The 24,132-nt window shown below is 68.1% G+C and carries 23 protein-coding genes and 1 pseudogene; 10 read left to right on the forward strand and 14 right to left on the reverse strand.

What is annotated here, in order from left to right; genetic code table 11:
- Window positions 1–14: 14 nt before the first annotated feature.
- The 6 genes from F1642_RS04470 to F1642_RS04495 all read right to left on the reverse strand — a co-directional run bounded on the left by F1642_RS04470 (window position 15) and on the right by F1642_RS04495 (window position 8,371).
- Entirely contained in the window at window positions 15–689 is a 675-nt protein-coding gene (locus F1642_RS04470; RefSeq protein WP_045981317.1) for a methionine ABC transporter permease, read from the reverse strand.
- Window positions 679–1,713 (reverse strand): methionine ABC transporter ATP-binding protein, encoded by a 1,035-nt coding sequence (locus F1642_RS04475; RefSeq protein WP_370582776.1) that lies wholly within the window; start codon window positions 1,711–1,713, stop codon window positions 679–681. Before F1642_RS04475 ends, F1642_RS04470 begins: the two co-directional genes overlap by 11 nt.
- A gap of 201 nt (window positions 1,714–1,914) precedes the next feature.
- Window positions 1,915–3,744, reverse strand: coding sequence for a response regulator (locus F1642_RS04480; protein ID WP_194885585.1), 1,830 nt, complete (start codon window positions 3,742–3,744; stop codon window positions 1,915–1,917).
- The gene (locus tag F1642_RS04485; protein WP_194885586.1) at window positions 3,734–4,597 is read right to left on the reverse strand and encodes a protein-glutamate O-methyltransferase CheR; all 864 of its coding nucleotides are present in this window, start codon (window positions 4,595–4,597) and stop codon (window positions 3,734–3,736) included. The genes F1642_RS04480 and F1642_RS04485 overlap by 11 nt, the downstream gene beginning before the upstream one ends.
- Window positions 4,594–7,659 (reverse strand): response regulator, encoded by a 3,066-nt coding sequence (locus tag F1642_RS04490; protein ID WP_370582777.1) that lies wholly within the window; start codon window positions 7,657–7,659, stop codon window positions 4,594–4,596. Before F1642_RS04490 ends, F1642_RS04485 begins: the two co-directional genes overlap by 4 nt.
- 163 nt (window positions 7,660–7,822) lie before the next feature.
- Window positions 7,823–8,371 (reverse strand): cytochrome b, encoded by a 549-nt coding sequence (locus F1642_RS04495; protein WP_194885587.1) that lies wholly within the window; start codon window positions 8,369–8,371, stop codon window positions 7,823–7,825.
- Between the two features lie 102 nt (window positions 8,372–8,473).
- Between F1642_RS04495 and F1642_RS04500 the strand changes: the two genes are divergently transcribed.
- From F1642_RS04500 to F1642_RS04520, 5 genes are read left to right on the forward strand one after another with little or no spacing between them, the layout of a single operon-like run.
- Complete coding sequence (locus tag F1642_RS04500) at window positions 8,474–9,217, forward strand: CDP-alcohol phosphatidyltransferase family protein (RefSeq protein WP_255522126.1); 744 nt, start codon at window positions 8,474–8,476, stop codon at window positions 9,215–9,217.
- On the forward strand, window positions 9,214–10,791 hold the full coding sequence (locus tag F1642_RS04505) for a sulfatase (RefSeq protein WP_370582778.1): 1,578 nt from the start codon (window positions 9,214–9,216) through the stop codon (window positions 10,789–10,791). Before F1642_RS04500 ends, F1642_RS04505 begins: the two co-directional genes overlap by 4 nt.
- On the forward strand, window positions 10,788–11,732 hold the full coding sequence (locus F1642_RS04510) for a lysylphosphatidylglycerol synthase transmembrane domain-containing protein (RefSeq protein ID WP_194885588.1): 945 nt from the start codon (window positions 10,788–10,790) through the stop codon (window positions 11,730–11,732). Before F1642_RS04505 ends, F1642_RS04510 begins: the two co-directional genes overlap by 4 nt.
- Entirely contained in the window at window positions 11,729–12,778 is a 1,050-nt protein-coding gene (locus F1642_RS04515; protein ID WP_370582779.1) for a glycosyltransferase family 4 protein, read from the forward strand. Before F1642_RS04510 ends, F1642_RS04515 begins: the two co-directional genes overlap by 4 nt.
- Before the next feature lie 54 nt (window positions 12,779–12,832).
- The gene (locus tag F1642_RS04520) at window positions 12,833–13,246 is read left to right on the forward strand and encodes a VOC family protein (RefSeq protein WP_194885589.1); all 414 of its coding nucleotides are present in this window, start codon (window positions 12,833–12,835) and stop codon (window positions 13,244–13,246) included.
- 3 nt (window positions 13,247–13,249) lie between these two features.
- Here F1642_RS04520 and F1642_RS04525 read toward each other — a convergent pair whose 3' ends face one another.
- The 3 genes from F1642_RS04525 to F1642_RS04535 are packed head-to-tail and all read right to left on the reverse strand — an operon-like array spanning window position 13,250 to window position 15,557.
- A complete protein-coding gene (locus F1642_RS04525; protein WP_194885590.1) occupies window positions 13,250–14,593 on the reverse strand; it encodes a HAMP domain-containing sensor histidine kinase in 1,344 nt (447 codons plus the stop codon).
- On the reverse strand, window positions 14,590–15,252 hold the full coding sequence (locus tag F1642_RS04530) for a response regulator transcription factor (protein ID WP_194885591.1): 663 nt from the start codon (window positions 15,250–15,252) through the stop codon (window positions 14,590–14,592). Before F1642_RS04530 ends, F1642_RS04525 begins: the two co-directional genes overlap by 4 nt.
- Window positions 15,252–15,557 carry a PepSY domain-containing protein gene (locus tag F1642_RS04535; RefSeq protein ID WP_052715076.1) on the reverse strand — a complete coding sequence of 102 codons (306 nt, stop codon included), beginning with the start codon at window positions 15,555–15,557 and terminating at the stop codon, window positions 15,252–15,254. Before F1642_RS04535 ends, F1642_RS04530 begins: the two co-directional genes overlap by 1 nt.
- A gap of 143 nt (window positions 15,558–15,700) precedes the next feature.
- Between F1642_RS04535 and F1642_RS04540 the strand changes: the two genes are divergently transcribed.
- Window positions 15,701–16,417, forward strand: coding sequence for a calcium-binding protein (locus tag F1642_RS04540; protein WP_084693635.1), 717 nt, complete (start codon window positions 15,701–15,703; stop codon window positions 16,415–16,417).
- Between the two features lie 30 nt (window positions 16,418–16,447).
- On the opposite strand, the gene thyX is transcribed toward F1642_RS04540, so the two are convergent.
- Window positions 16,448–17,353 carry an FAD-dependent thymidylate synthase gene (gene thyX, locus F1642_RS04545; protein WP_045999591.1) on the reverse strand — a complete coding sequence of 302 codons (906 nt, stop codon included), beginning with the start codon at window positions 17,351–17,353 and terminating at the stop codon, window positions 16,448–16,450.
- A gap of 135 nt (window positions 17,354–17,488) precedes the next feature.
- On the opposite strand from thyX, the gene F1642_RS04550 reads away from it, so the two are divergent.
- Complete coding sequence (locus tag F1642_RS04550; RefSeq protein ID WP_148912353.1) at window positions 17,489–17,917, forward strand: VOC family protein; 429 nt, start codon at window positions 17,489–17,491, stop codon at window positions 17,915–17,917.
- Between the two features lie 45 nt (window positions 17,918–17,962).
- On the opposite strand, the gene F1642_RS04555 is transcribed toward F1642_RS04550, so the two are convergent.
- The 3 genes from F1642_RS04555 to F1642_RS04565 all read right to left on the reverse strand — a co-directional run bounded on the left by F1642_RS04555 (window position 17,963) and on the right by F1642_RS04565 (window position 19,237).
- Entirely contained in the window at window positions 17,963–18,418 is a 456-nt protein-coding gene (locus F1642_RS04555) for a MarR family winged helix-turn-helix transcriptional regulator (RefSeq protein WP_127899388.1), read from the reverse strand.
- Window positions 18,419–18,594: 176 nt separating this feature from the next.
- Window positions 18,595–18,897, reverse strand: a complete 303-nt coding sequence (locus F1642_RS04560; RefSeq protein WP_045998985.1) for a succinate dehydrogenase assembly factor 2 — start codon at window positions 18,895–18,897, stop codon at window positions 18,595–18,597.
- Window positions 18,890–19,237 carry a helix-turn-helix transcriptional regulator gene (locus F1642_RS04565; protein WP_042249702.1) on the reverse strand — a complete coding sequence of 116 codons (348 nt, stop codon included), beginning with the start codon at window positions 19,235–19,237 and terminating at the stop codon, window positions 18,890–18,892. Before F1642_RS04565 ends, F1642_RS04560 begins: the two co-directional genes overlap by 8 nt.
- An 81-nt stretch (window positions 19,238–19,318) precedes the next feature.
- Here F1642_RS04565 and F1642_RS04570 point away from each other — a divergent pair.
- Both F1642_RS04570 and F1642_RS04575 read left to right on the forward strand, forming a co-directional pair.
- Window positions 19,319–20,522 (forward strand): annotated as a pseudogene (locus F1642_RS04570) (pyridoxal phosphate-dependent aminotransferase).
- Between the two features lie 53 nt (window positions 20,523–20,575).
- On the forward strand, window positions 20,576–20,953 hold the full coding sequence (locus tag F1642_RS04575) for a host attachment family protein (protein WP_139598694.1): 378 nt from the start codon (window positions 20,576–20,578) through the stop codon (window positions 20,951–20,953).
- A gap of 185 nt (window positions 20,954–21,138) precedes the next feature.
- Here the strand turns inward: F1642_RS04575 and F1642_RS04580 are convergent, their stop codons facing one another.
- A complete protein-coding gene (locus tag F1642_RS04580) occupies window positions 21,139–21,921 on the reverse strand; it encodes a 3-hydroxybutyrate dehydrogenase (protein ID WP_194885592.1) in 783 nt (260 codons plus the stop codon).
- Window positions 21,922–22,165: 244 nt separating this feature from the next.
- Here F1642_RS04580 and F1642_RS04585 point away from each other — a divergent pair, with 244 nt between their 5' ends.
- Window positions 22,166–24,022, forward strand: coding sequence for an extracellular solute-binding protein (locus F1642_RS04585; protein ID WP_194885593.1), 1,857 nt, complete (start codon window positions 22,166–22,168; stop codon window positions 24,020–24,022).
- Window positions 24,023–24,132 lie beyond the last annotated feature (110 nt).

A 24,132-nucleotide genomic window follows, 5' to 3' on the forward strand; every position in this document is an offset into this window, starting at 1 on the left:
TGTCTGCGGGAAATTCAGGCGCCGCGATTGCGGGGCGCGCGGCGGTCGACGCGGGCCGCGATCCATTCGCCAAGCGATTGGACCAGCTGTACCAGCACGATCAGGATGACGACGACGGCAGCCATGACCTCGGGCATGAAGCGCTGGTATCCATAGCGGATGCCCAGATCGCCCAGGCCCTGCCCGCCGACCGCGCCGACCATCGCGGAATAGCCGATCAGGCTGACCACGGCCAGGGTCAGGCCCAGGGTGATGCCGGGCAGCGCCTCGGGGATCAGCACCTTACGGATGATCTGGAACGGCGTCGCACCCATGGCGCGCGCGGCCTCGATCAGTCCGGCATCGACCTCGCGGATGGCGTTTTCCACCAGCCGCGCGATGAAGGGGATGGCGGCCAGGGTCAGCGGCACGATGGCCGCGTCCGTGCCGATCGACGTGCCGACCACGGCGCGGGTGAAGGGAATGATCGCCACCACCAGGATGATGAACGGGACCGAGCGCGTGGCGTTCACCACCAGCCCCAGCACCTTGTTGATCCACGGCGCCGACAGCAGTTCCCCCCGCTGAGAGCATGCCAGGAACACGCCCAAAGGCAGTCCGCCCAACGTCCCCAGAATGGCCGAGATGGCGACCATGTAGAGGGTCTGCAGCGTCGCGTCCCAGAGGATCGGGATAAGGTTAGCGGACATGGCCCAGCACCTCCGTGGTCAGACCGTGTTGCTCAAGAAAGGCGCGGGCCTGGTCGCCCTGGTCCTGGGGGACCGAGATCAGCAGGTTGCCGAAGGGGCGCGTGCCGATCTCCTCGATGGTGCCGCCCAGGATGTTGGCGCTGATACCCAGATCGGTCGCCAGCCGCGCCAGCATCGGGTCGGTCGCATGCAAACCCGCAAAGGTCACGCGGATCACCTGGTCGCCCGGCGGATCGGTCTGCAGCCGCGCCGCGACGAAGGCCGGCAGCGTGGCCCCGGTGACGCCGGACAAAAAGCGCCGGGTCGTCGGGTGCTGGGGGCGGGCAAAGATGTCGTAGGTCGGACCGGCCTCGACGATGCGGCCCGCCTCGATCACCGCCATGTGGCTGGCGATGTCGCGCAGCACCGCCATCTCATGCGTGATCAGCAGGACACTGACGCCCAGGTCGCGGTTGATCTGGGCCAGCAGGTCCAGAACGGTCTGCGTGGTCTCGGGGTCCAGCGCGCTGGTCGCCTCGTCCGACAGCAGGACCTTGGGGCCGGTGGCCAACGCGCGCGCGATGCCCACGCGCTGCTTCTGCCCGCCCGACAGTTCCGCCGGATAGCGGTCGGCCAGCGCGCCAAGGCCCACCTGCTCGATCAGCTGGTCGACGCGGGCGCGGATCTGGCCGCGCGGCGTGCCCGCGACCTCCAGCGGCAGGGCGATGTTGCCCCGCACCGTGCGCGAGGCCAGCAGGTTGAAGTGCTGGAAGATCATGCCGACATCGCGCCGGATCGCGCGCAGCGCGGAACCCGTGGCGGTGCCCACGTCGCGGCCCGAGACCGTGACGCGGCCCGTCGTCGGCCGCTCCAGCCCGTTCACCATGCGAAGCAGCGTTGACTTGCCCGCGCCGGAACGGCCGATGATGCCGGTGATGCTGCCCTCAGGGACCGACAGGGTGATGTCGGCCAGCGCCGTCACCTGCCCTCCCGCCTTGGGAAAGGACTTGCCCAGCCCTTCGAAGGTTATCGCCGCGCCGGTCATCCGCATCCTGCATGCTTGCCAAAAGTCAGGGCGCGGTCCTGCCCGAAACGGCCGCCGGGCGCAAGCCGTGCCGCAGCCGCACCGTGATCCTGCCCGGAACGGCCGTTCGCGCGCCGCGCAGCCTGCCGGAACGCAGGCGTTGCCCCGGCCGATGCGCACGGACCGCGGCGGTCAGGACGCGCATCGGGCAGGACGGCGTCCTTATTCCGCGGCGTCTGGCACCCCGCGCGCCAGAAGCGCGGTCAGGATCGTGCGCAGCGTGTCGGGGCGGAACGGCTTTTCGATCAGCGGCGCGTGGTCGAACCCCTGCGGCAGGTTCTCGCGGCCATAGCCCGACACGAAGCAGAACGGCACCGACAGGCTGTCGAACAGGGCCGCGACCTCGTCCACCGGCTCTCCCTTCAGGTTGCCGTCCAGCAGGGCCAGGTCGATGGGCCCGTTCCGGGCAGCGGCCATCGCCTCGGGGACGCTGCGGGCGACGCCGGTGACGGTGGCCCCGGCATCCTCCAGCTCATAGCGCAGGTCCAGCGCGACCAGCGGCTCGTCCTCGACCAGCAGGACGCGCGCGCCCTCCAGCGTCGATGCGCGGATGACGGGTTGGCCGACCAGCGCCTCGGCGGCGGCGGCGTGACCCGCCAGCCGGGTCACGCCGTCGGTCAGACGGATGGTCCAGACGACCCCGTCGGGGTTCCAGTCGGCGCTGACCGCGGCCGCATCGCCACCCCCGGCCGCCCCGATCAGCGTCATGCCGAAGCCCATGCGCGACGGCGCGGTGACCGCCGGGCCGCCCGTCTCGCGCCAAGTCAGGACCAGGCGCTGCCCCTCAAGGCGCCAAGCGATGTGCACGATCCCGCCCGGAACCGACAAAGCCCCGTATTTCGCCGCATTCGTGCCCAGTTCGTGCAGCGTCAGCGCAAGGCGCAGCATGGTGTCGGGGGCCAGTTCCACCGGTGGGCCGTCGCGGCGCAGCCGGTCGCCGTCCAGCGTGCCCGAACTGATCTGGTCGTCGATCAGCTGATCCAGCGGCGCGCTGGCCCAGGTCGCATCCGACAAGATCGAATGGGCGCGGGCCAGCGCCTGCAGGCGTCCGCCAAAGCTGGTCTCGAACTCGGGCAGGCTGCCGGATTGGCGCAGGCTTTGGCGTGCGATGGCCTGGACGTTGGCCAGGGTGTTCTTGATGCGGTGGTTCAGCTCTCCGATCAGCAGGGCGCGGACCTCTTCGGACTGCTTTCGTTCGGTGATGTCCTGGACCTGCAGCGACAGCGACTGGCGGTTCAGACCCTCGGACAGGACCGATCCATAGACCTCGCAGCAGATCGGGCCGATATCGGCGTGATCCAGGCTGATCTCGGCCGAGAAGCGCGGCACGCCGTCCTGCTGGCTGTCCAGCCAGCCGGTCAGCAGTGTGGCCCCCTGTTCGTCCAGCCAGCCCGCCGCGGTGGCGGTCATGCCCAGCATGTCGCCCGCGGGCCGCCCGAACATGCGTTCGGCCCCCTTGGACCAGCTGCGCACGCACAGGTTCCGGTCCAGCGTGACGAAGGCCAGCGGCGAATTGTCGGCATGGGCCTTCAGTTGCGCCATCGCGCGGTCGCGGTGCAGCGCGATGTCCTGCATCTCGTCGCGCTGGCGCTGCAGATCCTTAGCCTGGCGGCCGATGCGGAAGAACACCTCGGCCTTGGATTTCAGCACCACGGGGTCGATGGGCTTGAAGATATAGTCGACCGCCCCCGCCTCGTACCCGCGGAACCTGCGGGCCTCGTCCATCTCGGCGGCGGTGACGAAGATGATGGGCACGCCGCGGGTGCGTTCGGTGGACCGCATCAGTTCCGCCAGCTCATAGCCGTCGGTGCCGGGCATCTGCACGTCCAGAAAGGCCAGCGCGTAATCATGCTGCAGCATCAGTTCCAGCGCCTCCGTCGCGGACCGCGCGGTGTCGACCACCAGCCCGTCGCGCCGCAGCAGCGCCTCCAGCGCCATGATGTTTTCCGCGATGTCGTCGACGATCAGGAAACGGATGGGTCTATCGGGCATGAACAGTCTCCTGGTCGGCATTCCGGCGCCAGATCCGGTCCGGTTCGGCAAAGGCCGCGAAGGACGCGGCATGGGTGGAAAAGCGCAACGTCTCGTGAGAACCGAGGCCAAGAAAGCCGCCCCGCGCCAGCGCCTCGGCGAACAGGCCCACGGCGCGGTCCTGCAGCGTCCCGTCGAAATAGATCAGCACGTTCCGGCACGACACCAGCTGGACCTCAGAAAAGACCTGGTCGGTGGCCAGGTTGTGCTCGGTGAACACCGTGCGCGACCGCAGGCCCCGGTCAAAGGCCGCGCGCCCATAGGCGGCGGTATAGTAATCCGACAGCGACCCCAGCCCCCCCGCCCGCTGATAGTTCTGCGAGAAGACCGGCAGGCGATCGATGTCATAGATGCCGGCTTCGGCCCGGGCCAGGGCGCGGCGGTTGATCTCGGTCGCATAGAACATCGTGCGGTCGAACAGCCCCTCCTCGCGGAACAGGATGGCCAGCGAATACAGCTCCTCTCCATCGGCACAGCCCGCCACCCAGACCTTGAGCGAGGGGAAAGTCCGCAGATGCGGGATCACCTCGCGGCGCAGCGCAAGGTAATAGGCCGGATCGCGAAACAGCTCGCTGACCTGCACGGTCATCGCGTCGATGATGTCGGGCAGCACCGCGGGATCGTGCAGCAGGCGGCCCTGCACCTCGGACAGGGTCGCGCAGCCAAGCCTTTCGCGCGCCAGTTCGGCACGACGGGCCAGCGATGCGCGCGAATAGGACCGGAAGTCATAATGGTGGCGCCGGTTCAGCGCCTCCAGGAACAGGTCCAGCTCGATCGCGTCGGCCGCGCGCAGGGGGACGGGCTCGACGCTCATCGCGGCATCCAGACCCGGGTCAGCGACAGCAGCTTGTCAACATCCAGGGGCTTGGGCAGATAGTCGTTCGCCCCCGCAGCCAGGCACTGGTTCTGATCCTCGGCCATCGCCTTGGCGGTCAGCATGATGATGGGCAGGCCCTTCCAGCGGTCGATCTTGCGGATCTCGCGCGTGGCGGTCAGGCCGTCCATCTCGGGCATCATCACGTCCATCAGAACCAGGTCGATCTTGGGCGCGGCACCGTCGTTGATGCGGCCCAGGGCCTCCAGCGCCTCGCGGCCGTTCCGGGCGATCTGCACGGTCGCGCCATGCGGCTCGAACACGCCGGTCAGGGCATAGACGTTGCGGATGTCGTCCTCGACCACCAGGATGCGGCGCCCCTCCAGCTGCGCATCGCGGTTCAGCGAGGCGGCCAGCATGTCGCGCTGTTTCTGCGGCAGGTCGGACACGACCTGATGCAGGAACAGCGTGACCTCGTTGATCAGGCGCTCGGGCGACTTGGCGCCCTTGATGATGATCGATTTCGAATAGCGGCGCAGGCGCTGCTCCTCGGCCTCGGACAAGGCGCGCGCAGTATAGACGATGACCGGCGGGAAGGACGCCGTGCCGTCCCCGTCCAGCTGCTCCAGCACCTCGAACCCCGATGCATCCGGCAGCGTCATGTCCAGGACGATGCAGTCGACCGTCTGGCTGCGGCAGATCTGCAGTGCCTCGGCGGCGGTACCGGCGCCCACCGTCTCGACCCCGTCGCTGGTCAGCAGCGCCTTCAGGCCCAGCATCTGCGCGGGATCGTCCTCGACGATCAGCACGCGGCGCAGGCGCTGTTCCAGGCGGGTCTCCAGGTTGCGGATCGCAGTGGCCAGGTCGTCGCGCCGCACCGGTTTCATCATATAGCTAATGGCGCCCTGTGCCAGCGCCTCCTTGGTGTAATCGTCGGCCGAGACCATGTGCACCGGGATGTGTCGCGTGGTCGTGTCGCGCTTCAGCCGGTCCAACGCGGACAGGCCCGAATGGTCGGGCAGGCCCACATCCATCACGATCGCCTGCGGCAGGAAATGGCGCGCCGCACGCACCGCGTCATCCGCCCGGCCCACGCAGACGCAGCGGAAGCCCAGCTCCTGCGCCAGACCATAGAGGATGCGGGCGAATGCCGGATCGTCCTCGACCACCAGCATCACCCGGTCGCCGGCGCCGATGTCCGCGCGGTCGTCCTCGACCCCCGGCAGGGCGTCCAGCATCATCGGCGCGGGTTCGGGCATCGTGGGCGCGGGCAAGGACCGCCGCGCAGGTGCCGGCGATTGCAGCGCCGGGGCGGCGGGCAGGATCAGCGTGAAGGTGCTGCCCTTGCCGGGCGCGCTGGTCAGCGTGATGCGCCCGCCCAGCAGATCGGCCAGTTCACGGCAGATCGACAGGCCCAGCCCTGTTCCGCCGAAGCGGCGCGAGATGGTGCCGTCCGCCTGCCGGAACGCCTCGAACACGGTCTCCTGCTGGCTGGCGTCGATGCCGATGCCGCTGTCCTGCACCGACAGCGCGATCCCCTGCGCCGCCGGGGAAATATGCAGCACCACCTGCCCCCGTTCGGTGAATTTCAGCGCGTTCGAGATGAAGTTCCGCAGCACCTGCTCCAGACGCTGCCGGTCGGAGGAGAACGCCGCGACCTTGGGATCGACCTGCGCCGACAGGGTCAGCCCCTTGTCGCGGGCCTGCGCCTCGAAGGCGCGCACCAGCTTGTCGGCCAGCGCCTGCGGCTCGACCGTGTCGCGCGACACGTCCATCTTGCCGGATTCGATCTTGGACAGGTCCAGGATGTCGTTGATCAGCGCCAGCAGATCCTTGCCCGATGCCTCGATCGTCTCGGCCCAACGGACCTGCTCCTCGGACAGGTTGCGGCCGCGGTTGTCCGACAGCAGCCGCGACATGATCAGCAGCGCGTTCAGCGGCGTGCGCAGCTCGTGCGACATGTTGGCGACGAATTCGGACTTGTAGCGGCTCTCCTGCGCCAGCTCCTGCGCCTGATCCTCCAGCATCCGGCGCGACCGGGCCAGCGCATCGCGCTGTTCCTCCAGCTCCTGCGTCTGGCTTTCAAGCTGGGCGTTCTGTTCTTCCAGCTCTGATTGCTGTGCCTCCAACCGGCGCTGGCTGTCCTGCAGAGCGCGGGTCTGCTCCTCCAGCTCTTCGTTGGACGCCGCAAGCTCCTCGGTATGGGCGCGCAACTCCTCGGCTTGACGGCGGGTCTCCTCCAGCAATTCCTGCAGCTGCTGGCGATACTGGGCGGACCGCAGCGCGATGCCCAGCTTGTCTCCGATACGCTCGAACAGGTCGATCACGCGAGGCGGCGGGGCGGCATCCAGCCCGAACTCCAGCACGCCGTTGATCAGCTGCCCGTCCCGCATCGGCACGATCAGCGCATGCGCCGTGCGCCCCCGCGCCAGTCCCGTCGCCCAGCCCAGCGCCTGGTCCGGCGCCAGGGACATCTGCAGGATGCGACCTTCGGTGACGGCGCGGCCCAGATGGCCTTCGTTATCCGCCACGCGTTCCGCCAGGGCGTCGCCGTCGGTGCCCCATTGCGCCAGCCGCAGGTGGCCATGTCCGTTGCGGGCATAGGCGACAGCGGCCCGCGCGCCGATCCGGTCGGCCAGCACCTGCAGGACCTGGCGGGCCAGCTTTTCCGCGGTCAGGTCGCCCTGGACGGCACGGGACACCGCGACCTGGGTGCCGGTGATCCAGTCGGTGTCCAGCAGCTTGCCGCGGGTGACGATCAGCCTTCGCCCCAGAAATCCCAGGCACAGATACACGATCCCGGCCAAGCCACGGTTCACGGCCGCCACGGTCGGATCGATGCCGGTGTTGTCCTTCTGGAACGCCAGCGCCATCGCCACGCAGACCAGCACGGCCGTGGCCACCGGCAGCGCGGGCCAGCGCGCGAAGACCGCAAGGCTCAACGGCAGGATATAGATCAGCCAGACCGCCGTCCCCAACGGCACCATCAGGTCAAGGGTGAACACGCCGGCAAGGGCCGCTGCGATGACGACCAGAATCGTCAGGTCTTGGGTCTTGGTCACGATCTCTCCTGGTCGGCGGCATTTTCGACGTTGCCGTCGAACGCCGCGACAGGACCTTTCGTTCAACCGCCTGTGATCAATATTTGATAATCCGGTGCGACCCGACGGTCCCCGTCATTCGCGCCGCATGGCCATATCCAAACCGGACGGTCCTGTCGAGGGCTCAGCGCGCCCGTGGCGGCCACATCCGCGCCCAGACCCCGTCGCGCCGGATCAGCGCATGGTGCAGCGCCGCGCCGACATGCACGGCCAACACCGCCATCAGCGCCCAGGCCGCCAGTTCGTGCAGGCTGCTGGCGGCGTCGGCCAGGGGCTTTGACCGGGGGACCAGCGTCGGCAGGCCAAGCGCATCCAGCCCTTCGATCGGAAAGCCGCCCGCGCGCACGCGGACGTACCCCGACAGTGGCATCACGATCATCAGCCCGTACAGCGCCAGATGCGACAGCCCCGCCACCCGCCGCTGCCAGTCGGGCATGGTCGCGGGCAGCGGCGCGGGCGGATGCGTCAGCCGCCAGACCAGCCGCAGCGCGATGATGACGATCAGCAGGCTGCCCACGTTCTTGTGAAACAGGTACAGCGCGTCGCCCAGGCCGCGGTCCAGCCCGTCCTGCACCATCAGCAGACCCACGGGGATCATCGCCAGGATCAGCGCCGCGACCAGCCAGTGCAGCATCCGCGCCGTGGTGCCATAGCCTGCGGGTCGATGATCCATGGCGCAGCCCTCCTGTCGTGACAGGATAGCCCGGGATCGTGCTGAGGCAAGCCTGTTCAGAAGTCAGCTTGACGCGTCATGCCCCTGTCATATGTTCACCCGATGCAGATTTCCCGCCCCGACCTTGCCGATCCCACCGTCAGACCGGCCCCCGCCGCAGGCCGCCGCCTGCCCGAGGGGTTGATCCTGGCCATTCCCGCGGGGCTGGCCCTGAACCTGGGCATCGGCGTGATGGTCCTGGGCCAGGGCACGGGTGCCCTGGTCGCGGGCGTCATCTATCTGGCGGGGGCCGCGCTGGTCTGCGTTGCAATGCGCAGGCATTATCCGCATGCCAGGCTTGGGTCGTGCAATGCGGTGACGCTGATGCGCATGGCGCTGACGACGGCGTTGATCGCGCCCCTGGTCGGCGGGGTCGCGGCGGGCTGGGCAGTGGCGGCGATCGCGACCATATCACTGACGCTGGATGGGGTGGATGGCTGGCTGGCGCGGCGCAGCGGGCTGTGCTCCGATTTCGGCGCCCGCTTCGACATGGAGGTCGACGCCGCGCTGGCCCTGATCCTGGCGCTGCACGCCCTTGCCGGCAGCCCCGTCGGACCCGAGATCCTGGCCCTGGGCGTCATGCGCTATCTGTTCATCGGGGCGGGGCTGGTCTGGCCGTGGATCATGGCGCCGCTGCCGGTCAGCTATGCCCGCAAGGCCGTCTGCGTGCTGCAGCTTGCGACGCTGATCGCGCTTCAGGTGCCGGTCCTGTCGGATGATCTGGCAATCACCCTGGCGCGGATCGCGGCAGCGGCGCTGATCTGGTCCTTTGGACGCGACGTGCTGTGGTTGCGGGGCCATCGGTGACCCCCCGGCCCTTGTCGGTCCTTGCCGCCATCCTGCTGCTGCACGTCCTGCTGGCGCTGCCCGCGCATCCCGATCAACTGGCCTGGGCCGCGCTGGCACGCCCGGCGCCGGAACTGGCGGTGCTGATCCTGCTGGCGCTGGCCACGGGCCGGACGGTCGCGGGGCGGCTGCTGCGCGTGGCGGCGACCCTGGCCCTGACGCTGGTCACCGTGCTGAAGGTCGCGGACCTGGCGATGCTGGAAAGTCTGGGCCGCAGGTTCAATCCGGTCGCGGACCTGCCCCTGATCGATGCATCCGTCCGGCTGATCGCCGGCAGCCTGGGCCCCTGGCAGGCGGCGGGTGCGGTTCTGGCCGCGCTTCTGGCCACGTTGCTTATCGTTGCGGGCACATGGTGGGCGATGGGTGTACTGATGCGCCGGGCCCCGCGTGCTGGCTGGGCGCGAATGGCCGGACTGGCAGCCTCTGTCGCGGGGATCGCGCTGCTGGCGTTAACGCCGCCCCCGACGGCCGCCTATGCCATCGACCGCGCGCAGCTGTCGGCACGCACCGTGACAGAGCTGCGCCAGTTCAACGAACAGGCGCGCCAGGACACGCTGGCCGGGCTGCAGGATCCGCTGGCGCTGATCGACCGCGACGTTCTGGTGATCTTTCTGGAAAGCTATGGTCGCACCAGCTTTGACACGCCCTTCTTTGCCGACACGCACCTGCCCCGGCTGCGCCAGGGACAGCAGGTGCTGCAGGATCGCGGATTGGCCATGGCATCGGGGTTCCTGACGTCGCCGACGCATGGCGGACAAAGCTGGCTGGCGCATGCGACGCTGGCCAACGGGCTGTGGATCAATGACCAGACGCGCTATCAGGCGGCCATCGCCAGCGGGCGCCGGACACTGTTCCACCACGCCGCCGATGCCGGGTTCCGCACTGCGGCCGTGATGCCCGCCATCGTTCGTCCTTGGCCCGAGGCGTCGACGATGGGCTTCCAGCGGATCCTGGCCGCGCCCGACCTGGGCTATCGCGGGCAGCCGTTCAACTGGGTCACCATGCCCGATCAGTTCACGCTGGCGGCCACCGACCGCCTGTTGCGCGACGGCAGCGACCCGCGGCGCCTGTTCGCGCAGATCGCCCTGATCTCGTCCCACGCGCCCTGGACCCCGGTCCCCGAAATGCTGCCCTGGGAGGATCTGGGCGACGGCACCGAATTCGACGCGATGGCGCAAGCGGGCGATCCGCCGAACGTCGTCTGGCGCGACCGCGACCGGGTGCGGGCCCAGTATCGGGACACGATCGACTATACGCTGCAGGCGGTGCTGGACTATGCCGCGCGGCAGGCAGAGGACGCACCCCTGATGATCCTGGTCGGCGACCACCAGGCCGCCACCACCATCGGCCTGGACGACCGCCGAGAGGTTCCGATCCACGTCATCGGCCCGCCCGATCTGGTCGCGCGGACCGACGCCTGGGGCCTAATGCGGGGGCTAGTCCCGGAACCGGGCAGCCCGGCGATGCCGATGGAGGCACTTCGCGACCGCTTCATGCGCAACTTTTCCGGGTCCTTGGACGTGCCTCCTGCATGAACGTGACACGCAGTCTTCAAATTCTGGTCGCCTTGGCGGTGATGGCGCTTCTGTGGTTCGGCCTTGACGGGCAGCAGGCGCTGCACCTGCTGGTGCGTGCCGATCCGCTGTGGCTGGCGGTCGCCGCGCTGGCCCTGACGGCGCAGACGGTGCTGTCGGCAATGCGCTGGCGGCTGACGGCGCGGCAGCTTGGCCAGACCATCCCCCTCACCCGGGCCATCGGCGAATATTACCTGGCGCAGGTCGTCAACCAGTCGCTGCCCGGCGGTGTCGTGGGCGATGCCGGCCGCGCAGTCCGCGCGCGTCATCAGGCGGGCCTGCGCCGCGCCGGCGCCGCCGTCGCGATCGAGCGCCTGGCGGGCCAGGTCGCGCTGTTTCTGGTGCTGGCGGCGGGCGCGCTGACCGTGACGCTGATGCCGGGCGGGCTGACGTTGCCGTCTTGGGTCATGGGCCTGATCGGCGCGTTGCTGAGCGTCGCGCTGATCGCGATGCTGGCCATCGGCGGCGCGGGACAGCTGCCTGGGCGCGCGGGCACCGCCGCACGCGATCTGCGGGGCGCGTTGCGCGTCACGCTGCTGGCGCCGGGCGCCCTGCCGCGTCAGGTGGCGCTGAACCTGGCGATCACCGGGGCCAACCTTGCGGCCTTTGCCTTCTGCGCCGCGGCCACCGGCACGATGATGTCCCCGGTCGAGACCGCCGTTCTGGTGCCGCTGATCCTGCTGACCATGATCCTGCCGCTGACCGTCAGCGGGTGGGGTCTGCGCGAGGGTGCGGCTGCCGGGCTGTTTCCCCTGATCGGCGCCAGCGCGCAGGCGGGGCTTGCCGCCAGCCTGGCCTTCGGCCTGATGTTTCTGGCCAGCACCCTGCCGGGGCTGCTGGTCCTGCTGGCGCAGCGCCGCGTCAACCGTCCCGCCCCCGCAGCCATACAGGCAGACCCGTGACCGACCCAAAGACCCTGACCTTTGCCCTGCCGGGCGACATCACCACCCTGACCGGCGGCTATATCTACGACCGCCGCATGGTGCAGGGGCTGCGCGACCAGGGTCGGCATGTCGATGTCCTGGCCCTGCCCGACAGCTTTCCGACCCCGTCCGACAGCGACATGCGCCAGGCGCTGGACGCGCTGCAGGCGCTGCCAGCGGATCGGCCGGTGATCATCGACGGGCTGGCCTTTGGCGCGCTGGACCCGCAGGGGGTGGCCGCGATCCGCGCCCCCATCGTGGCGATGATCCATCATCCCCTGGCCCAGGAAAGCGCCCTGCCCGCCGATCTGGCCGACCATCTTTGGCGGACAGAGCGCGCGAACCTGGCCCATGCGCGCCACGTGCTGGTGCCCAGCCCGCATACGCGCGACATGCTGGTCGACCGCTATGACGTGCCCGCCGACCGGATCACCGTCGCCCGCCCCGGCACCGACCGCCCCGAACAGCCCGCCACGCCGCAGGACCCGCCGCTGATCCTGTCGGTGGGCATCCTACACCCGCGCAAGGGCCATGACGTGCTGATCGCCGCGCTGGCGGCGCTGGCCGATCTGGACTGGCAGGCGGTGATCGTGGGCAACCCCTGGGACGCGGCCCATGTTGCCGACCTGCAGGCGCAGATCGCCGCCAGCGGACTGGGCGGACGGCTGGAACTGGCCGGACGGGTCGAGGCGGATCGCCTGGCGGACCTGTACCGAAAGGCCTCGATCTTTGCACTGGCGACCCGGTACGAGGGTTACGGCATCGTCTTCGACGAGGCGCTGTCCCATGGCCTGCCCATCGTCAGCACGCGCGCGGGCGCGGTGCCGGGAACGGTTCCGGCCGATGCGGGCCTACTGGTCGCACCCGACGATGCGCCCGCGCTGGCGCAGGCGCTGCGCCGCATGCTGACCGACCCGGCCGAGCGTGCCGCACGGGCGGCCGCCGCCGCACGGGCGGGGGCGGCGCTGCCGGGCTGGTCGGACACCGCGCACGTGGCGGGCGGGGTTCTGGACGCGCTGGACTGACTTGCGGGGCGCGGCCCGCGCGTGCATCACTGCCCCGCAACCACGGAGGCCGCGATGAGATCCCTGTTCCACCTTGCCATCCATGTCACCGACCTGGACGCGGCCCGTCGCTTTTATGGCGACGTCCTGGGCTGTGCCGAGGGTCGCTCCACCGACACCTGGGTCGATTTCGACTTTTTCGGCCATCAGCTTTCGCTGCATCTGGGCACGCCCTTTCCCACCACCCGCACCGGTCGGGTGGGCGATCACATGGTGATGATGCCGCATCTGGGGGTCGTGCTGCCGCTGGCGGATTGGCTGGCCTTGGCCGACCGCCTGGCCGCGGCGGGCGTGTCCTTTGACATCCCGCCCCAGATCCGCTTCGAGGGCCAGCCGGGAGAGCAGCGGACGATGTTCTTCTTCGACCCCTCGGGCAACCCGATCGAGGTCAAGGGCTTTGCCGATTTCGACGGGCTGTTCGCGTCCTGACCATCAGTCCGGGTGGCGCGGCAGGTGCAGTTCCGCCGCAAGGCCCGGCAGCATGTTGATCAGCTGCAGGCGCCCACCCGCGGCCTCGGCGATGTCAGTGACGATGGCCAGACCGATCCCCTGACCGTCGCCGCCCTGGTCCAGCCGCACGCCGCGCTGCGCCAACCGTGCCAACTCGGCATCGGGCACGCCCGGCCCGTCGTCGCGGATGATGACGGCCGTCCGATCGTCATCCGCACGCATCCCGACCCACACCCGCGACCGCGCATGGCGGGCCGCGTTTTCCAGCAGCGCACCCAGGGCCTCGGTCAGGTCGTCAGGGTCGATGCGCAGCGCCACCGCCTGCGGCAGGTCGACCTGCCAGTCCAGCCCGGCACCCGCGGGCGTGCGCCTCAGCACCTGCACCAGCCGGGCGACGATCGGGGCGGGATGCGCGCGGGCCTGCGCGGCGTCGGTGCGGATGCGGGCGCGCGCCAGTTCCCGGTCGACATGGCGGCGCATCACGGTGACGACATGTTCGATGCTGTCGGCCTGTTCCGTCCGTCCCTGATTGCGCAACGCCTCGGCATCGCCCAGCAGCGCCTGCAGCGGCGTCTTGAACCCGTGCGCCAGATCGCCGGCGCGGTGGCGCGCACGATCCAGCTCTCGGTCGCGGTCGTCCAGCAGATGGTCCAGCTGGCGGGCCAGGGGCGCGACTTCGGAGGGCAGATCGTCGCCCAGGCGCCGCCTGCGCCCCTGCGCCAGCCCGCGCAGATGCGCGCCGACCTGGGCCAGCGGGCGCAGGCCAAGCGTGACCTGGACGAAGGATGCCGCCAGCAACAGCGCCGCCAATCCCGCCAGCCATGGGACAAGGTCGCGCAGAAAGGCCGCGCGGGCCTGCGCGGAATCCTCCATGTCCTCGGCCACGATCAGGCGGATGGGGGACGCGGTCGCGCCCTGCCCGATCAGCACCTGCTGATCCAGCGCCAGCAGGCGCTGGTCGCCCGGCCCGTCCAGCTGCAGCACCCGCCCCTCGCCCGGCGGCGGCGCATCCGCGGGCACGGGCAGCGTCACGTCCCACAGCGACCGCGACCGCAGGGGCTGGTCCCCCAGCCACACCTGCCAGTAATGCCCCGAGAATGGCAGCTGCCACGACGGGTTGCGCGGCTGGTCGCGCATCTGCGGCGGCGTGCCGGGTTCGATCACCGACAGCAGAACAAGCGCCCGATCGCGCAGGTCCGACACGGCGACGCGCTGGACATGGCGGTCGAACAACACCGCCAGCATCGTCACCGACAGCGCCATGACCAGCAGGATGGTCGCCCCGCCCAGCAGCATCAGCCGCAGGCGCAGCGACAAAGGCCTCATGCACCGCCCTCCAGCAAGTAGCCGAAGCCGCGCCGCGTCGCGACGATGCCCGGACCCAGCTTGCGGCGCATGCGGGTCACGACCGCCTCCAGCGCGTTGGCCTCGCGCGCGTCATCGTCGCCGTAAAGGTGCTCCAGCAGTTCCGTGGGCGACACGACCCGGTCGCGGTGAACGGCAAGATGCGCGATCAGGCGGAACTCCAGCGGGGTCAGCGGGACCGGCACGCCATCGACCAGCGCCGTCATGCGGTTCAGATCGACGGTCAGGCGGCCCGCCTCGATCCGCGGTTCGGCCCGGCCGCCTGCCCGGCGCACCAGGGCGCGGGCCCGCGCCACCAGCTCCTCCATGCGGAACGGCTTGGGCAGATAGTCGTCGGCGCCGGCCTCAATCCCCTCGACCCGCTCGGTCCAGGCGCCCCGTGCGGTCAGGATCAGCACGGGCGAATCGCACCCCTCGACCCGCCAGCGTTTCAGCACGGTCAGACCGTCCAGGTCGGGCAGCCCCAGGTCCAGCACGATCAGGTCGTACCCCTCGGTCCCGCCCCGGAACCAAGCGTCCTGGCCCGATGCGGTGCCGTCCACGCGGAACCCGGCCGCCGTCAGCGCCCGACCCAGATCGGCGGCGATCCGGCTGTCATCCTCGACCACAAGGGCGCGCATCAGTCGTCGTCTTCCTCGTATCCCAGAATCGCCCCCGTGCGGGCGTCCAGCTCTATCTCAATCAGGCGGCCCTCGGGGGTCAGCACCTCGATCTCATAGAGCCACAGGCCGTCCTCGTCTTCCAGCTCGACCTCGACGATGCGGCCGGGATGGCGCGCCTCGATCCGCGCCAGGATCTGCTCCAGCGGCAGCATGTCGCCGCGGTCGACCGCCTGGCGGGCGGTCTCGTAATCGGGGGCGATCGGCTGCGCCGCAAGGGTCAGCGGCAGCAGGATCAGCATCAGGCTGGACAGGGATCGTTTCATTCCCGCGTCCTAGCACGGCCAAGCTGACAGCCCGCTGACAGCCCGCTGACAGCCCCCGTCAGCCGGCTGTCAGCGGGCCCGTGATATCGCGATTCGCACAGGGCCGCCGCATGGGAGGCCGACAACATGAAAGGATCGCTTGAATGGCACGCTATAACGGAACCTCGGGTGCGGACCGGATCAACGGCAGCGCGTTGGCCGACCTGATCTATGGGCGCGACGGCAACGACGTGCTGAATGGCAACCGCGGCTTCGACCGCATCTGGGGCGAGAACGGCAACGACGTGCTGAACGGCGGCGCGGGCAATGACAGCCTGGCAGGCGGTGCGGGCAACGACCTGCTGCGCGGCGATGACGGAAACGACGATCTGTGGGGCGGCTTCGGCTTCGACACCCTGTTCGGCGGCCGGGGCGACGACGAGTTGGAGGGCAATCAGGGCAACGACCTGCTCTATGGCGGTCAGGGCCGGGATGACCTAGAGGGCGACGGCGGCAATGACCGGCTGTTCGGCAACGAGGGCAATGACGAGATCGAGGGCGACGACGGCGCCGACATCCTGCACGGAAACCAGGGCAACGACACGCTGGACGGCGGTCGGGGCAACGACATCCTGGCCGGGGGGATCGGCGCCGACCGGTTCGAATTCGACCTGGGCGACGGGCGCGACCGTATCGTCGACTTCCAGAACGGCCTGGACCGGATCGAGATCGACGACCTGGATCGCGGCCAGGTCCAGCGCGCCATCAACGGCGCCGTGCAGCAGGGCGGCGACACGATCCTGACAGTGAACGCGTCCACCGTGATCGTGCTGGAGGATTTCAACCGCGCCAACCTGGACCTGAACGACTTCACGTTCTGATCCGGACGGGGGCGCGTGGTGCGCCCCCGTTTAGCCCCAGACGGCTTGGAACTCGCGCCATTCACGCGCGCCCATGCCGGCATTTTCCTGCGTGACGACCTCTCCGGCCAGGCGCCGCCGCAGCGCATCGGCGGCTTGCGCGGACAGGTTCACGGCATTCATCCGGTAATCCTGGAATGCACCAAAGGCGGCGGGCACCCAGTCGCGGGTGATGTCGCACATGATGTCGGCATAGGCCCGGATCTCGTACTGGGCATGGCTGTCGGCGCGCAGGCGCAGGAAATGCAACAGGTTGTGCAGGTCCACCTTCCAGTACCACTGGGTATAGATGTTTGCGGGCAGGTTCATGCGCGCCAGTTCCCGCGCCAGACCCTGCTGCCCCTCCTGGCTCAGCATCGCCTCATAGCTGTCATAGCTGCGCATCGCGTCCTCGCGCAGCAGGTCCAGCACGCGCTGCGCCTCGGCGCCCTGCAGCACCTCGCCCCGGCCCTGGTGGTTCTGCGACGACTGCGCGGCCAGATGCTCGGGCGCGGGGATGTAGAACTCCCGGTCCAGGATCGAATAGCGGCCGGAATACTCGTTCACGTTGGCGGTGCGGTGACGGATCCACTGGCGGGCCACGAAGACCGGCAGCTTGACGTGGAACTTGACCTCGCACATCTCGAAGGGCGTCGAATGCCAGTGCCGCATCAGATAGCGGATCAGCCCCTCGTCGTTCTGCACCGACTTGGTCCCCTTGCCATAGCTGACGCGCGCCGCCTGACAGATCGCCGCGTCGTCGCCCATGTAGTCGATGACCCGCACCAGCCCGTGATCCAGAACCTGATGCGCCACGTACAGGTGGTTCTCCATCCCCTCGGACACGGCGCGCAGCGTCTGGCGAGGCGTGGCGCGCTGGCTGTCGATCTCGGCCTGCTGTTCTGGTGTCAGGGGCATGGTCATCCTTCCGGGCGGTTCCGGCCTCCTTTGACACGCGGCGCGCTGTCGATCAACCGTTCTGGAACCACATCGCAAGCTTGCAGATTGTCCCGCTGCATGACAGCTTGCCCGCCCATCCGAACAGGAGACCCCATGAATATCCGCTATCTGCACACGATGGTCCGCGTGAAGGACCTGGACAAGACGATGGACTTCTTCCGCCTGCTGGGGCTGGAGGAAACGCGCCGCATCGACAACGACAAGGGCCGCTTCAGCCTGGTGTTCATGGCGCCTCCGGGCCAGCCGGAATGCCCGGTGGAACTGACCTACAACTGGGACGGCGATGACGGCCTGCCCTCGGACAGCCGCCATTTCGGCCATCTGGCCTACCGCGTCGGCAACATCTACGAGATGTGCCAAAAGCTGCAGGACGCCGGCGTCACGATCAACCGCCCCCCGCGCGACGGCCACATGGCCTTCGTGCGCAGCCCGGACAACGTGTCGATCGAACTGCTGCAGGAAGGCGATCACCTGCCGCCGCAGGAGCCGTGGTCCAGCATGGAGAACACCGGCACCTGGTAAGGCGCCAGGAAAAGGCACACCCGGCCCCGCAGGGCCGGGTTCAATTCAGTAGATATAGCGGATCTGTTCAGTCCAGAACCGCTCGATGCGGCGGCATTGCAGGTTCACCTGATCCAGCGGCGGATCCTCCAGCACGCCCGACATGGCCAGCCCTTCGGCGTGGCGGATGAACAGGCGCTGCACCAGGTCGCGCACCGCCTGGCCCTCGGCCGTCAGGCGCACCCGGACCGAGCGGCGGTCCATGTCGCAGCGTTCGTGATGGACATAACCCATCGCAACCAGCTTCTTCAGGTTGTAGCTGACGTTCGATCCCTGATACATGCCGCGCGACCGAAGCTCTCCGGCAGAGACCTCGGCCTCGCCCAGATTGTACAGGATCATGGCCTGGACCGGCGTCAGGTCGCCCCGGTGCAGGCGTTCGAATTCGTCCTTGACCAGATCCAGCATCAGCCGGTGCATCCGCTCCAGCAGCTGCAGGGATTCCAGATAGGCGTCGGTCATGTCCGACAGGGGCACGTCCAGGGCCGTGGGATCGACTGTCGGATGCTGTTCGCGGGGTGCAGGTGCAAGCATGGCTTCGGGATGTCCTGTCCTGTTCGTCATGACCTCTCAATGACAGAGAAAAGACAATCTTCGGTTAATTGCCGCCTCTTCCTGCGCCAGGAATGCCGAAATTTTTAGCGATCGGCTGCAAAGCGGGTCGCGGCATGTCGCGCGATCCGATCCAGCATCGGGGTCAGCATCTGCGGTGCCTCGCGGGTAGGACCGTCGCCGATGCGCGCGGTGACCCACAGGTACAGATCCTGATCGTTCTCGGCCAGCATGCGTTCGTACAGGTCCAGATCGGGGCCGGACAGCCCGGATAGGCAATCATCGGCGAAGCGGCCCAGAATCAGGTCCATCTCCTTCATGCCGCGCCGCCAGCTGCGCATGTGCAGACGTTTCAGGCGGTTCTCGGGGGTTTCCAGCGTATCAGCCATGCGACAGTGCTTCCTCCAGACGGTCCACGCGGGCGGCGGCCTCGGCCAGCAGGCGGCGCAGATCGGCCAGCTCGGCACGCAGGGCAGCCCCCGCGCTTGCGTCTTGCGGTCCCGCGCCCTGCCCCGTCAACAGCCAAACCGGCGAGACGCCGGTGACCGTGGCGATCCGTCCCATCAGGCTGGCCGTCGGTTCGGCCTGATCGACCTCCCACCCCTCCAGCGTCTCGGGGCGAAGGCCAAGCGCATCGGCCATGGCGGCAATGTCCAGGCCCGCGCCTTCGCGCGCGGCGGTCAGGCGGTCGCCAAGGGTCGCCACCGGTTCGGCATAGCTGTCGATCATGTCTCTCGTCCTTGTGAGGGCGTGCGGCGCAGCGTATGCCATGCGGGCCGACAGTTCAAACCGACAGCAGCAAGGTGTCTCATGGCGTTCATCTCGGACCGGCTGGCCCGCGTCAAACCCTCGCCCACCATCGCGATGACCACCCGCGCGGCGGACCTGCGCGCACAGGGACGCGACATCATTAGCCTGTCCGCCGGAGAGCCCGATTTCGACACCCCGGAAAACGTCCGTGACGCGGCAAAGGCCGCGATCGACGCGGGCCACACCCGTTACACCGCCGTGGACGGCACGCCGTCCCTGAAACGCGCCATCGCCGACAAGTTCGCGCGCGAGAACGGGCTGGACTATGCGCCTTCCCAGATCACCGTCGGCACCGGCGGCAAGCAGATCCTCTACAATGCGCTGATGGCCACGCTGGACGACGGCGACGAGGTGATCGTGCCGGCCCCCTATTGGGTCAGCTATCCCGACATGGTCCTGCTGGCGGGCGGCACGCCCGTCGTCGTGGAATGCGACCAGGCATCCGGGTTCCGCCTGACCCCCGACGCGCTGGAGGGCGCGATCACCCCGCGGACCAAGTGGCTGATCCTCAACTCGCCCTCGAACCCGTCGGGCGCGGGCTATGACCGGGCGCAGATGGCGGCGCTGTGCGATGTGCTGCTGCGTCATCCGCAGGTCTGGGTGCTGGCCGACGACATCTATGAGCATCTGGTCTTCGACGGCTTCGAGTTCTGCACCCCCGCACAGGTCGAACCCCGGCTGATGGACCGTGTCCTGACCATGAACGGGGTCAGCAAGTCCTATGCCATGACCGGCTGGCGGATCGGCTATGGGGCGGGCCCCGAGGCGCTGATCAAGGCGATGGCCAAGCTGCAGTCGCAATCGACCTCGAACCCCTGCTCGATCAGCCAGTACGCGGCAGAGGCCGCGCTGACCGGGCCGCAGGATTACATCACCGACAGCCGCGCGGTGTTCCAGCGGCGGCGCGACCTGGTCGTGGCCGGGCTGAACGCCTGTCCGGGGCTGGACTGCCCGGTGCCGCAGGGGGCGTTCTACGTCTATCCGTCGATCGTCGGGCTGATCGGCCTGACCAGCGCCGGGGGCACCCCGATCGACAGCGACGAAGCCTTTGCGAACGCGCTTCTGGACGAAACCGGGGTCGCGGTCGTCTTCGGCGCGGCATTCGGCCTGTCGCCGCATTTTCCGTATCTCCTACGCCACCAGCGACGCCGTGCTGCAGGACGCGATGGCACGCATCTGCCGCTTTTGCGAAGGCTGCAACTGACCGGTCCCGGCTTGCGTTGAACCCGTGAAAGCGAACGCAAGAAGGAGCTGACCATGCTGCCCCACAATGCCCTGGTCGTCGTTGCCGACGGCCACTCTGCCACCCTGTTCCGTAACACGGCCAAATCCGGGCTGGAGCTGTCGGAAACGACCAAGGTGACGCAGGAGAGCCTGTCGGGCGACGGCGCGCAGATCGACGAAGGGTCGCCCCGGGATGACGAGGAGGCGACCTTTGCGGCCCAGCTGTCGCGTCACCTGAACGCGATGGTGCTGAAGAACAAGTTCGAGGATATCGCGATCATCGCAGACCCTTCGACCTTGGGCGTCATGCGCAAGCACTATCACAAGGAACTGCAGCTTCGGCTGCGCAAGGAAGTCGCCAAGACGCTGACGAATTCCGACATCCAGACCATCCAGAACAGCCTGTCCTGAATACCACGGACAGACCAAGGGCGCCCCTCATCACGGGGCGCCCTTTCGCATCAAAAGATGCCCAGAACGTACAGGATCACGATCACGACGACCGGGACCCCCAAAAACCACGCCACAAGACCCTTCATCACCATCTCCTCACATTGTGTTGATATGGAACGGCAAAGGACGCAGCGCGGTTCCCGTCACAGGGCGGTCCAGCCCCCGTCGACGCTGATCGTGGTCCCGGTGATCTGGGCCGCGGCGTTGCTGCACAGGAAGACCGCCGTGTCGCCCAGCTGGTCGGTCGTCGCGAATTCCTTGGACGGCTGGCGTTCCAACAGGACCTTTTCGATGACCTCGTCCCGGCCCATGCCGTATTTCTCCATCGTGTCCGGGATCTGGCTTTCCACTAGCGGCGTCAGCACATAGCCCGGACAGATGGCGTTGGCGGTGATCGCTTCGCGCGCCGTCTCCAGACCCGTGACCTTGGTCAGACCGACGATGCCATGCTTGGCCGCGACATAGGCCGACTTGTAGGGGCTGGCCGTCAGTCCGTGGGCCGAGGCGATGTTGATCACCCTGCCCCATCCCGCCGCACGCATCAGCGGCAGGGCCGCCGCGGTGGTGTGGAAGGCGGACGACAGGTTGATCGCGATGATCGCGTCCCATTTCGCGGCCGGGAAATCGGGGATCGCCGCGACGTGCTGGATACCGGCATTGTTGACCAGGATATCGCAGGCGCCGGCCTTTTCGATCAGCGCGCGGCAGTCGTCGCCCTTGGACATGTCGGCCCGGATATAACGGACCTTGACCCCGTGTTCGCCGGACATGCCTTCGGCCAGCGCGTGATCCTCGTCCGTGTCGCTGAAGCTGTTCAGGACCACGTCCGCGCCGGCGCGCGCCAGCCTGCGGGCCACGCCCAGCCCGATGCCAGAGTTGGATCCGGTGACGACGGCGGTCTTGCCCTTGAGGAATTTCTCGAACATCGGCTGCTCCTTGACGGCCCCGAAAGGCGGTTTGCAGGTGCAGCATGGGCAAAAAAAAACGCCCGCACAAGGCGGGCGCAAGTTATGAGGCAGGTTTCATACAGGCAAGAAACCTATCGAGCAGTGCCCTATTTATACGCGAGGAACCGCGCGAGTCCAACAGCGATCTTGCCACCTTGGTTGACGCCCCCCGGTCAAGCCTGTTGATAATGCGGCCAAACAAAAAACGACCGGGCGGCAGGCAATGCGAATCTTCGAAAACCTTAACAAATCCGCGATCAGGGGGGCTGCCTTGGGTCTGCTGACCCTGACGGGCGGTGTTGCATCTATGCCGCTGGCAACCCTTGCCGAACCTGTCCATGGCATTGCAATCTATGGAGAACCTGCCCTGCAACAGGGCTTTGCACATTTGCCCTATGCTAACCCGGACGCGCCCAAGGGCGGTACGATTCGGCTGGCGGAACCGGGCGGGTTCGACAGTCTGAAACCTTGGGTGCTGAAGGGCAATGCCGCATGGGGCGTGGGCGTTCACGTGACAGAGTCCCTGATGATGCGGTCGATCGACGAGCCGTTCACCCTTTACGGCCTGCTGGCCGAGACGATCGAGGTCGCGCCCGACCGGCACTGGGTCGAGTTCACCCTGCGCGAGGAGGCGCGGTTTTCCGACGGCAGCCCGGTCACCGTCGACGACGTGATCTGGTCCTATGAGACGCTTGGGACGCAGGGCCATCCCCGCTATCTGGCGGCCTGGTCGCGCGTCGACAGGATCGAGGCCACGGGCCCCCGCAGCGTGCGCCTGACCTTCACCGAACCCGACCGAGAGCTGCCCCTGCTGATGGGGTTGCGTCCGATCCTGAAGAAGGCCCAGTGGGTGGGGCAGGATTTCGCCGCCTCCTCGCTCGAGGCCCCGATCGGCAGCGGCGCCTATGTCGTCGATCAAGTCGAGCCGGGGCGGTCGATCAGCTTTCGCCGCAACCCCGACTATTGGGGCCGCGATCTGCCCCTGATGGCGGGGGTGAACAATTTCGACGTCATCCGCTATGACTATTTCGCCGATGCCAACGCAATGTTCGAGGCGTTCAAGGCCGGTGCCGTCACCGTCTGGCGCGAACTGTCGGCGCAGAAATGGGCCAGCGAATACGGCTTTCCGCTGATGACGGACGGACGCGCGGTCCAGGCAGAGATCCCGAACGAACGCCCCTCGGGCATCGTCGGCCTGGTGATGAACACGCGCAACCCGGCCTTTGCCGATTGGCGCGTGCGGCAGGCGCTGATCGAGATGTTCAATTTCCGGTTCATCAACCAGACCCTGAACGGCGGCGCCGATCCCCGGATCACGTCCTATTTCTCGAACTCGGTTCTGGCGATGCAGGACGGGCCCGCGACGGGGCGCGTGGCGGAACTGCTGGCGCCCTTCGCGGCCGACCTGCCGCCCGGCACGCTGGACGGCTATACCCTGCCCGAAGGGTCGGACCGCGCGATGGACCGCGCCGGTATCCGCCGCGCGATGGCGCTGATGGCCGAGGCCGGCTGGACGGTTCAGGACGGACAACTGAAGAACGCGCAGGGCCAGCCCTTCGCCTTCGAGATCCTGCTGAACCAGAACGGCACCGCGATGCGCAGCGGGTCCGAGGTTCAGCAGATCGTGAACATCTATGTCGAGGCGCTGCGTCCCCTGGGGATCACCCCGCGCATCACTTTGCTGGATTCCGCGCAGTACATCGAACGCACGAACAACTATCAGTTCGACATGACATGGTACGAACGCGGCCTGTCGCTGTCGCCGGGCAGCGAACAGCGCCTGTACTGGGGTCGCGACGGCGTGTCCACGCCCGGCAGCCGCAACTGGATGGGCATGGACAGCCCCGCGGCCGAGGCGATGATCGACGCCATGACGGCCGCCGACACGGCCGAGGATTTCACCGCCGCGGTCCGGGCGCTGGACCGCGTGCTGACGGCGGGGCGCTATGTGATCCCGGTCAGCTTTTCCCCGATCTCGCGGCTGGCCCATGCCGCGGATCTGAAATACCCAGAGGAAATACCCATGTACGGGGACTGGCCGGGCTTTTTGCCCGAAGTCTGGTGGCAGGAGACGAACTGATGCGAATGTTTTGGGTTACTGTAGCGGCTTGCACGATGCTGGCCGGTTGCAACACCGTCGCCGGTGTCGGCGAGGACATTACAGGGACGGCGCGCTGGTTCCAGGGCAGC

Origin of the sequence: Paracoccus sp. NBH48 (assembly GCF_015390265.1) — a bacterium.
Lineage (GTDB): Bacteria > Pseudomonadota > Alphaproteobacteria > Rhodobacterales > Rhodobacteraceae > Paracoccus > Paracoccus marcusii.

Bases quoted from the DNA above. Each gene is read 5' to 3' on its own strand.
- thyX (WP_045999591.1), bottom strand. From the start codon at position 17,353: ATGCCCCTGACACCAGAACAGCAGGCCGAGATCGACAGCCAGCGCGCC.
- F1642_RS04560 (WP_045998985.1), bottom strand. From the start codon at position 18,897: ATGGCTGATACGCTGGAAACCCCCGAGAACCGCCTGAAACGTCTGCAC.
- F1642_RS04530 (WP_194885591.1), bottom strand. From the start codon at position 15,252: ATGCGCGCCCTTGTGGTCGAGGATGACAGCCGGATCGCCGCCGATCTG.
- F1642_RS04520 (WP_194885589.1), top strand. From the start codon at position 12,833: ATGAGATCCCTGTTCCACCTTGCCATCCATGTCACCGACCTGGACGCG.
- F1642_RS04585 (WP_194885593.1), top strand. From the start codon at position 22,166: ATGCGAATCTTCGAAAACCTTAACAAATCCGCGATCAGGGGGGCTGCC.
- F1642_RS04550 (WP_148912353.1), top strand. From the start codon at position 17,489: ATGAATATCCGCTATCTGCACACGATGGTCCGCGTGAAGGACCTGGAC.
- F1642_RS04500 (WP_255522126.1), top strand. From the start codon at position 8,474: ATGCAGATTTCCCGCCCCGACCTTGCCGATCCCACCGTCAGACCGGCC.
- F1642_RS04495 (WP_194885587.1), bottom strand. From the start codon at position 8,371: ATGGATCATCGACCCGCAGGCTATGGCACCACGGCGCGGATGCTGCAC.
- F1642_RS04525 (WP_194885590.1), bottom strand. From the start codon at position 14,593: ATGAGGCCTTTGTCGCTGCGCCTGCGGCTGATGCTGCTGGGCGGGGCG.
- F1642_RS04485 (WP_194885586.1), bottom strand. From the start codon at position 4,597: ATGAGCGTCGAGCCCGTCCCCCTGCGCGCGGCCGACGCGATCGAGCTG.
- F1642_RS04580 (WP_194885592.1), bottom strand. From the start codon at position 21,921: ATGTTCGAGAAATTCCTCAAGGGCAAGACCGCCGTCGTCACCGGATCC.
- F1642_RS04535 (WP_052715076.1), bottom strand. From the start codon at position 15,557: ATGAAACGATCCCTGTCCAGCCTGATGCTGATCCTGCTGCCGCTGACC.
- F1642_RS04555 (WP_127899388.1), bottom strand. From the start codon at position 18,418: ATGACCGACGCCTATCTGGAATCCCTGCAGCTGCTGGAGCGGATGCAC.
- F1642_RS04565 (WP_042249702.1), bottom strand. From the start codon at position 19,237: ATGATCGACAGCTATGCCGAACCGGTGGCGACCCTTGGCGACCGCCTG.
- F1642_RS04510 (WP_194885588.1), top strand. From the start codon at position 10,788: ATGAACGTGACACGCAGTCTTCAAATTCTGGTCGCCTTGGCGGTGATG.
- F1642_RS04480 (WP_194885585.1), bottom strand. From the start codon at position 3,744: ATGCCCGATAGACCCATCCGTTTCCTGATCGTCGACGACATCGCGGAA.
- F1642_RS04575 (WP_139598694.1), top strand. From the start codon at position 20,576: ATGCTGCCCCACAATGCCCTGGTCGTCGTTGCCGACGGCCACTCTGCC.
- F1642_RS04470 (WP_045981317.1), bottom strand. From the start codon at position 689: ATGTCCGCTAACCTTATCCCGATCCTCTGGGACGCGACGCTGCAGACC.
- F1642_RS04540 (WP_084693635.1), top strand. From the start codon at position 15,701: ATGGCACGCTATAACGGAACCTCGGGTGCGGACCGGATCAACGGCAGC.
- F1642_RS04475 (WP_370582776.1), bottom strand. From the start codon at position 1,713: ATGACCGGCGCGGCGATAACCTTCGAAGGGCTGGGCAAGTCCTTTCCC.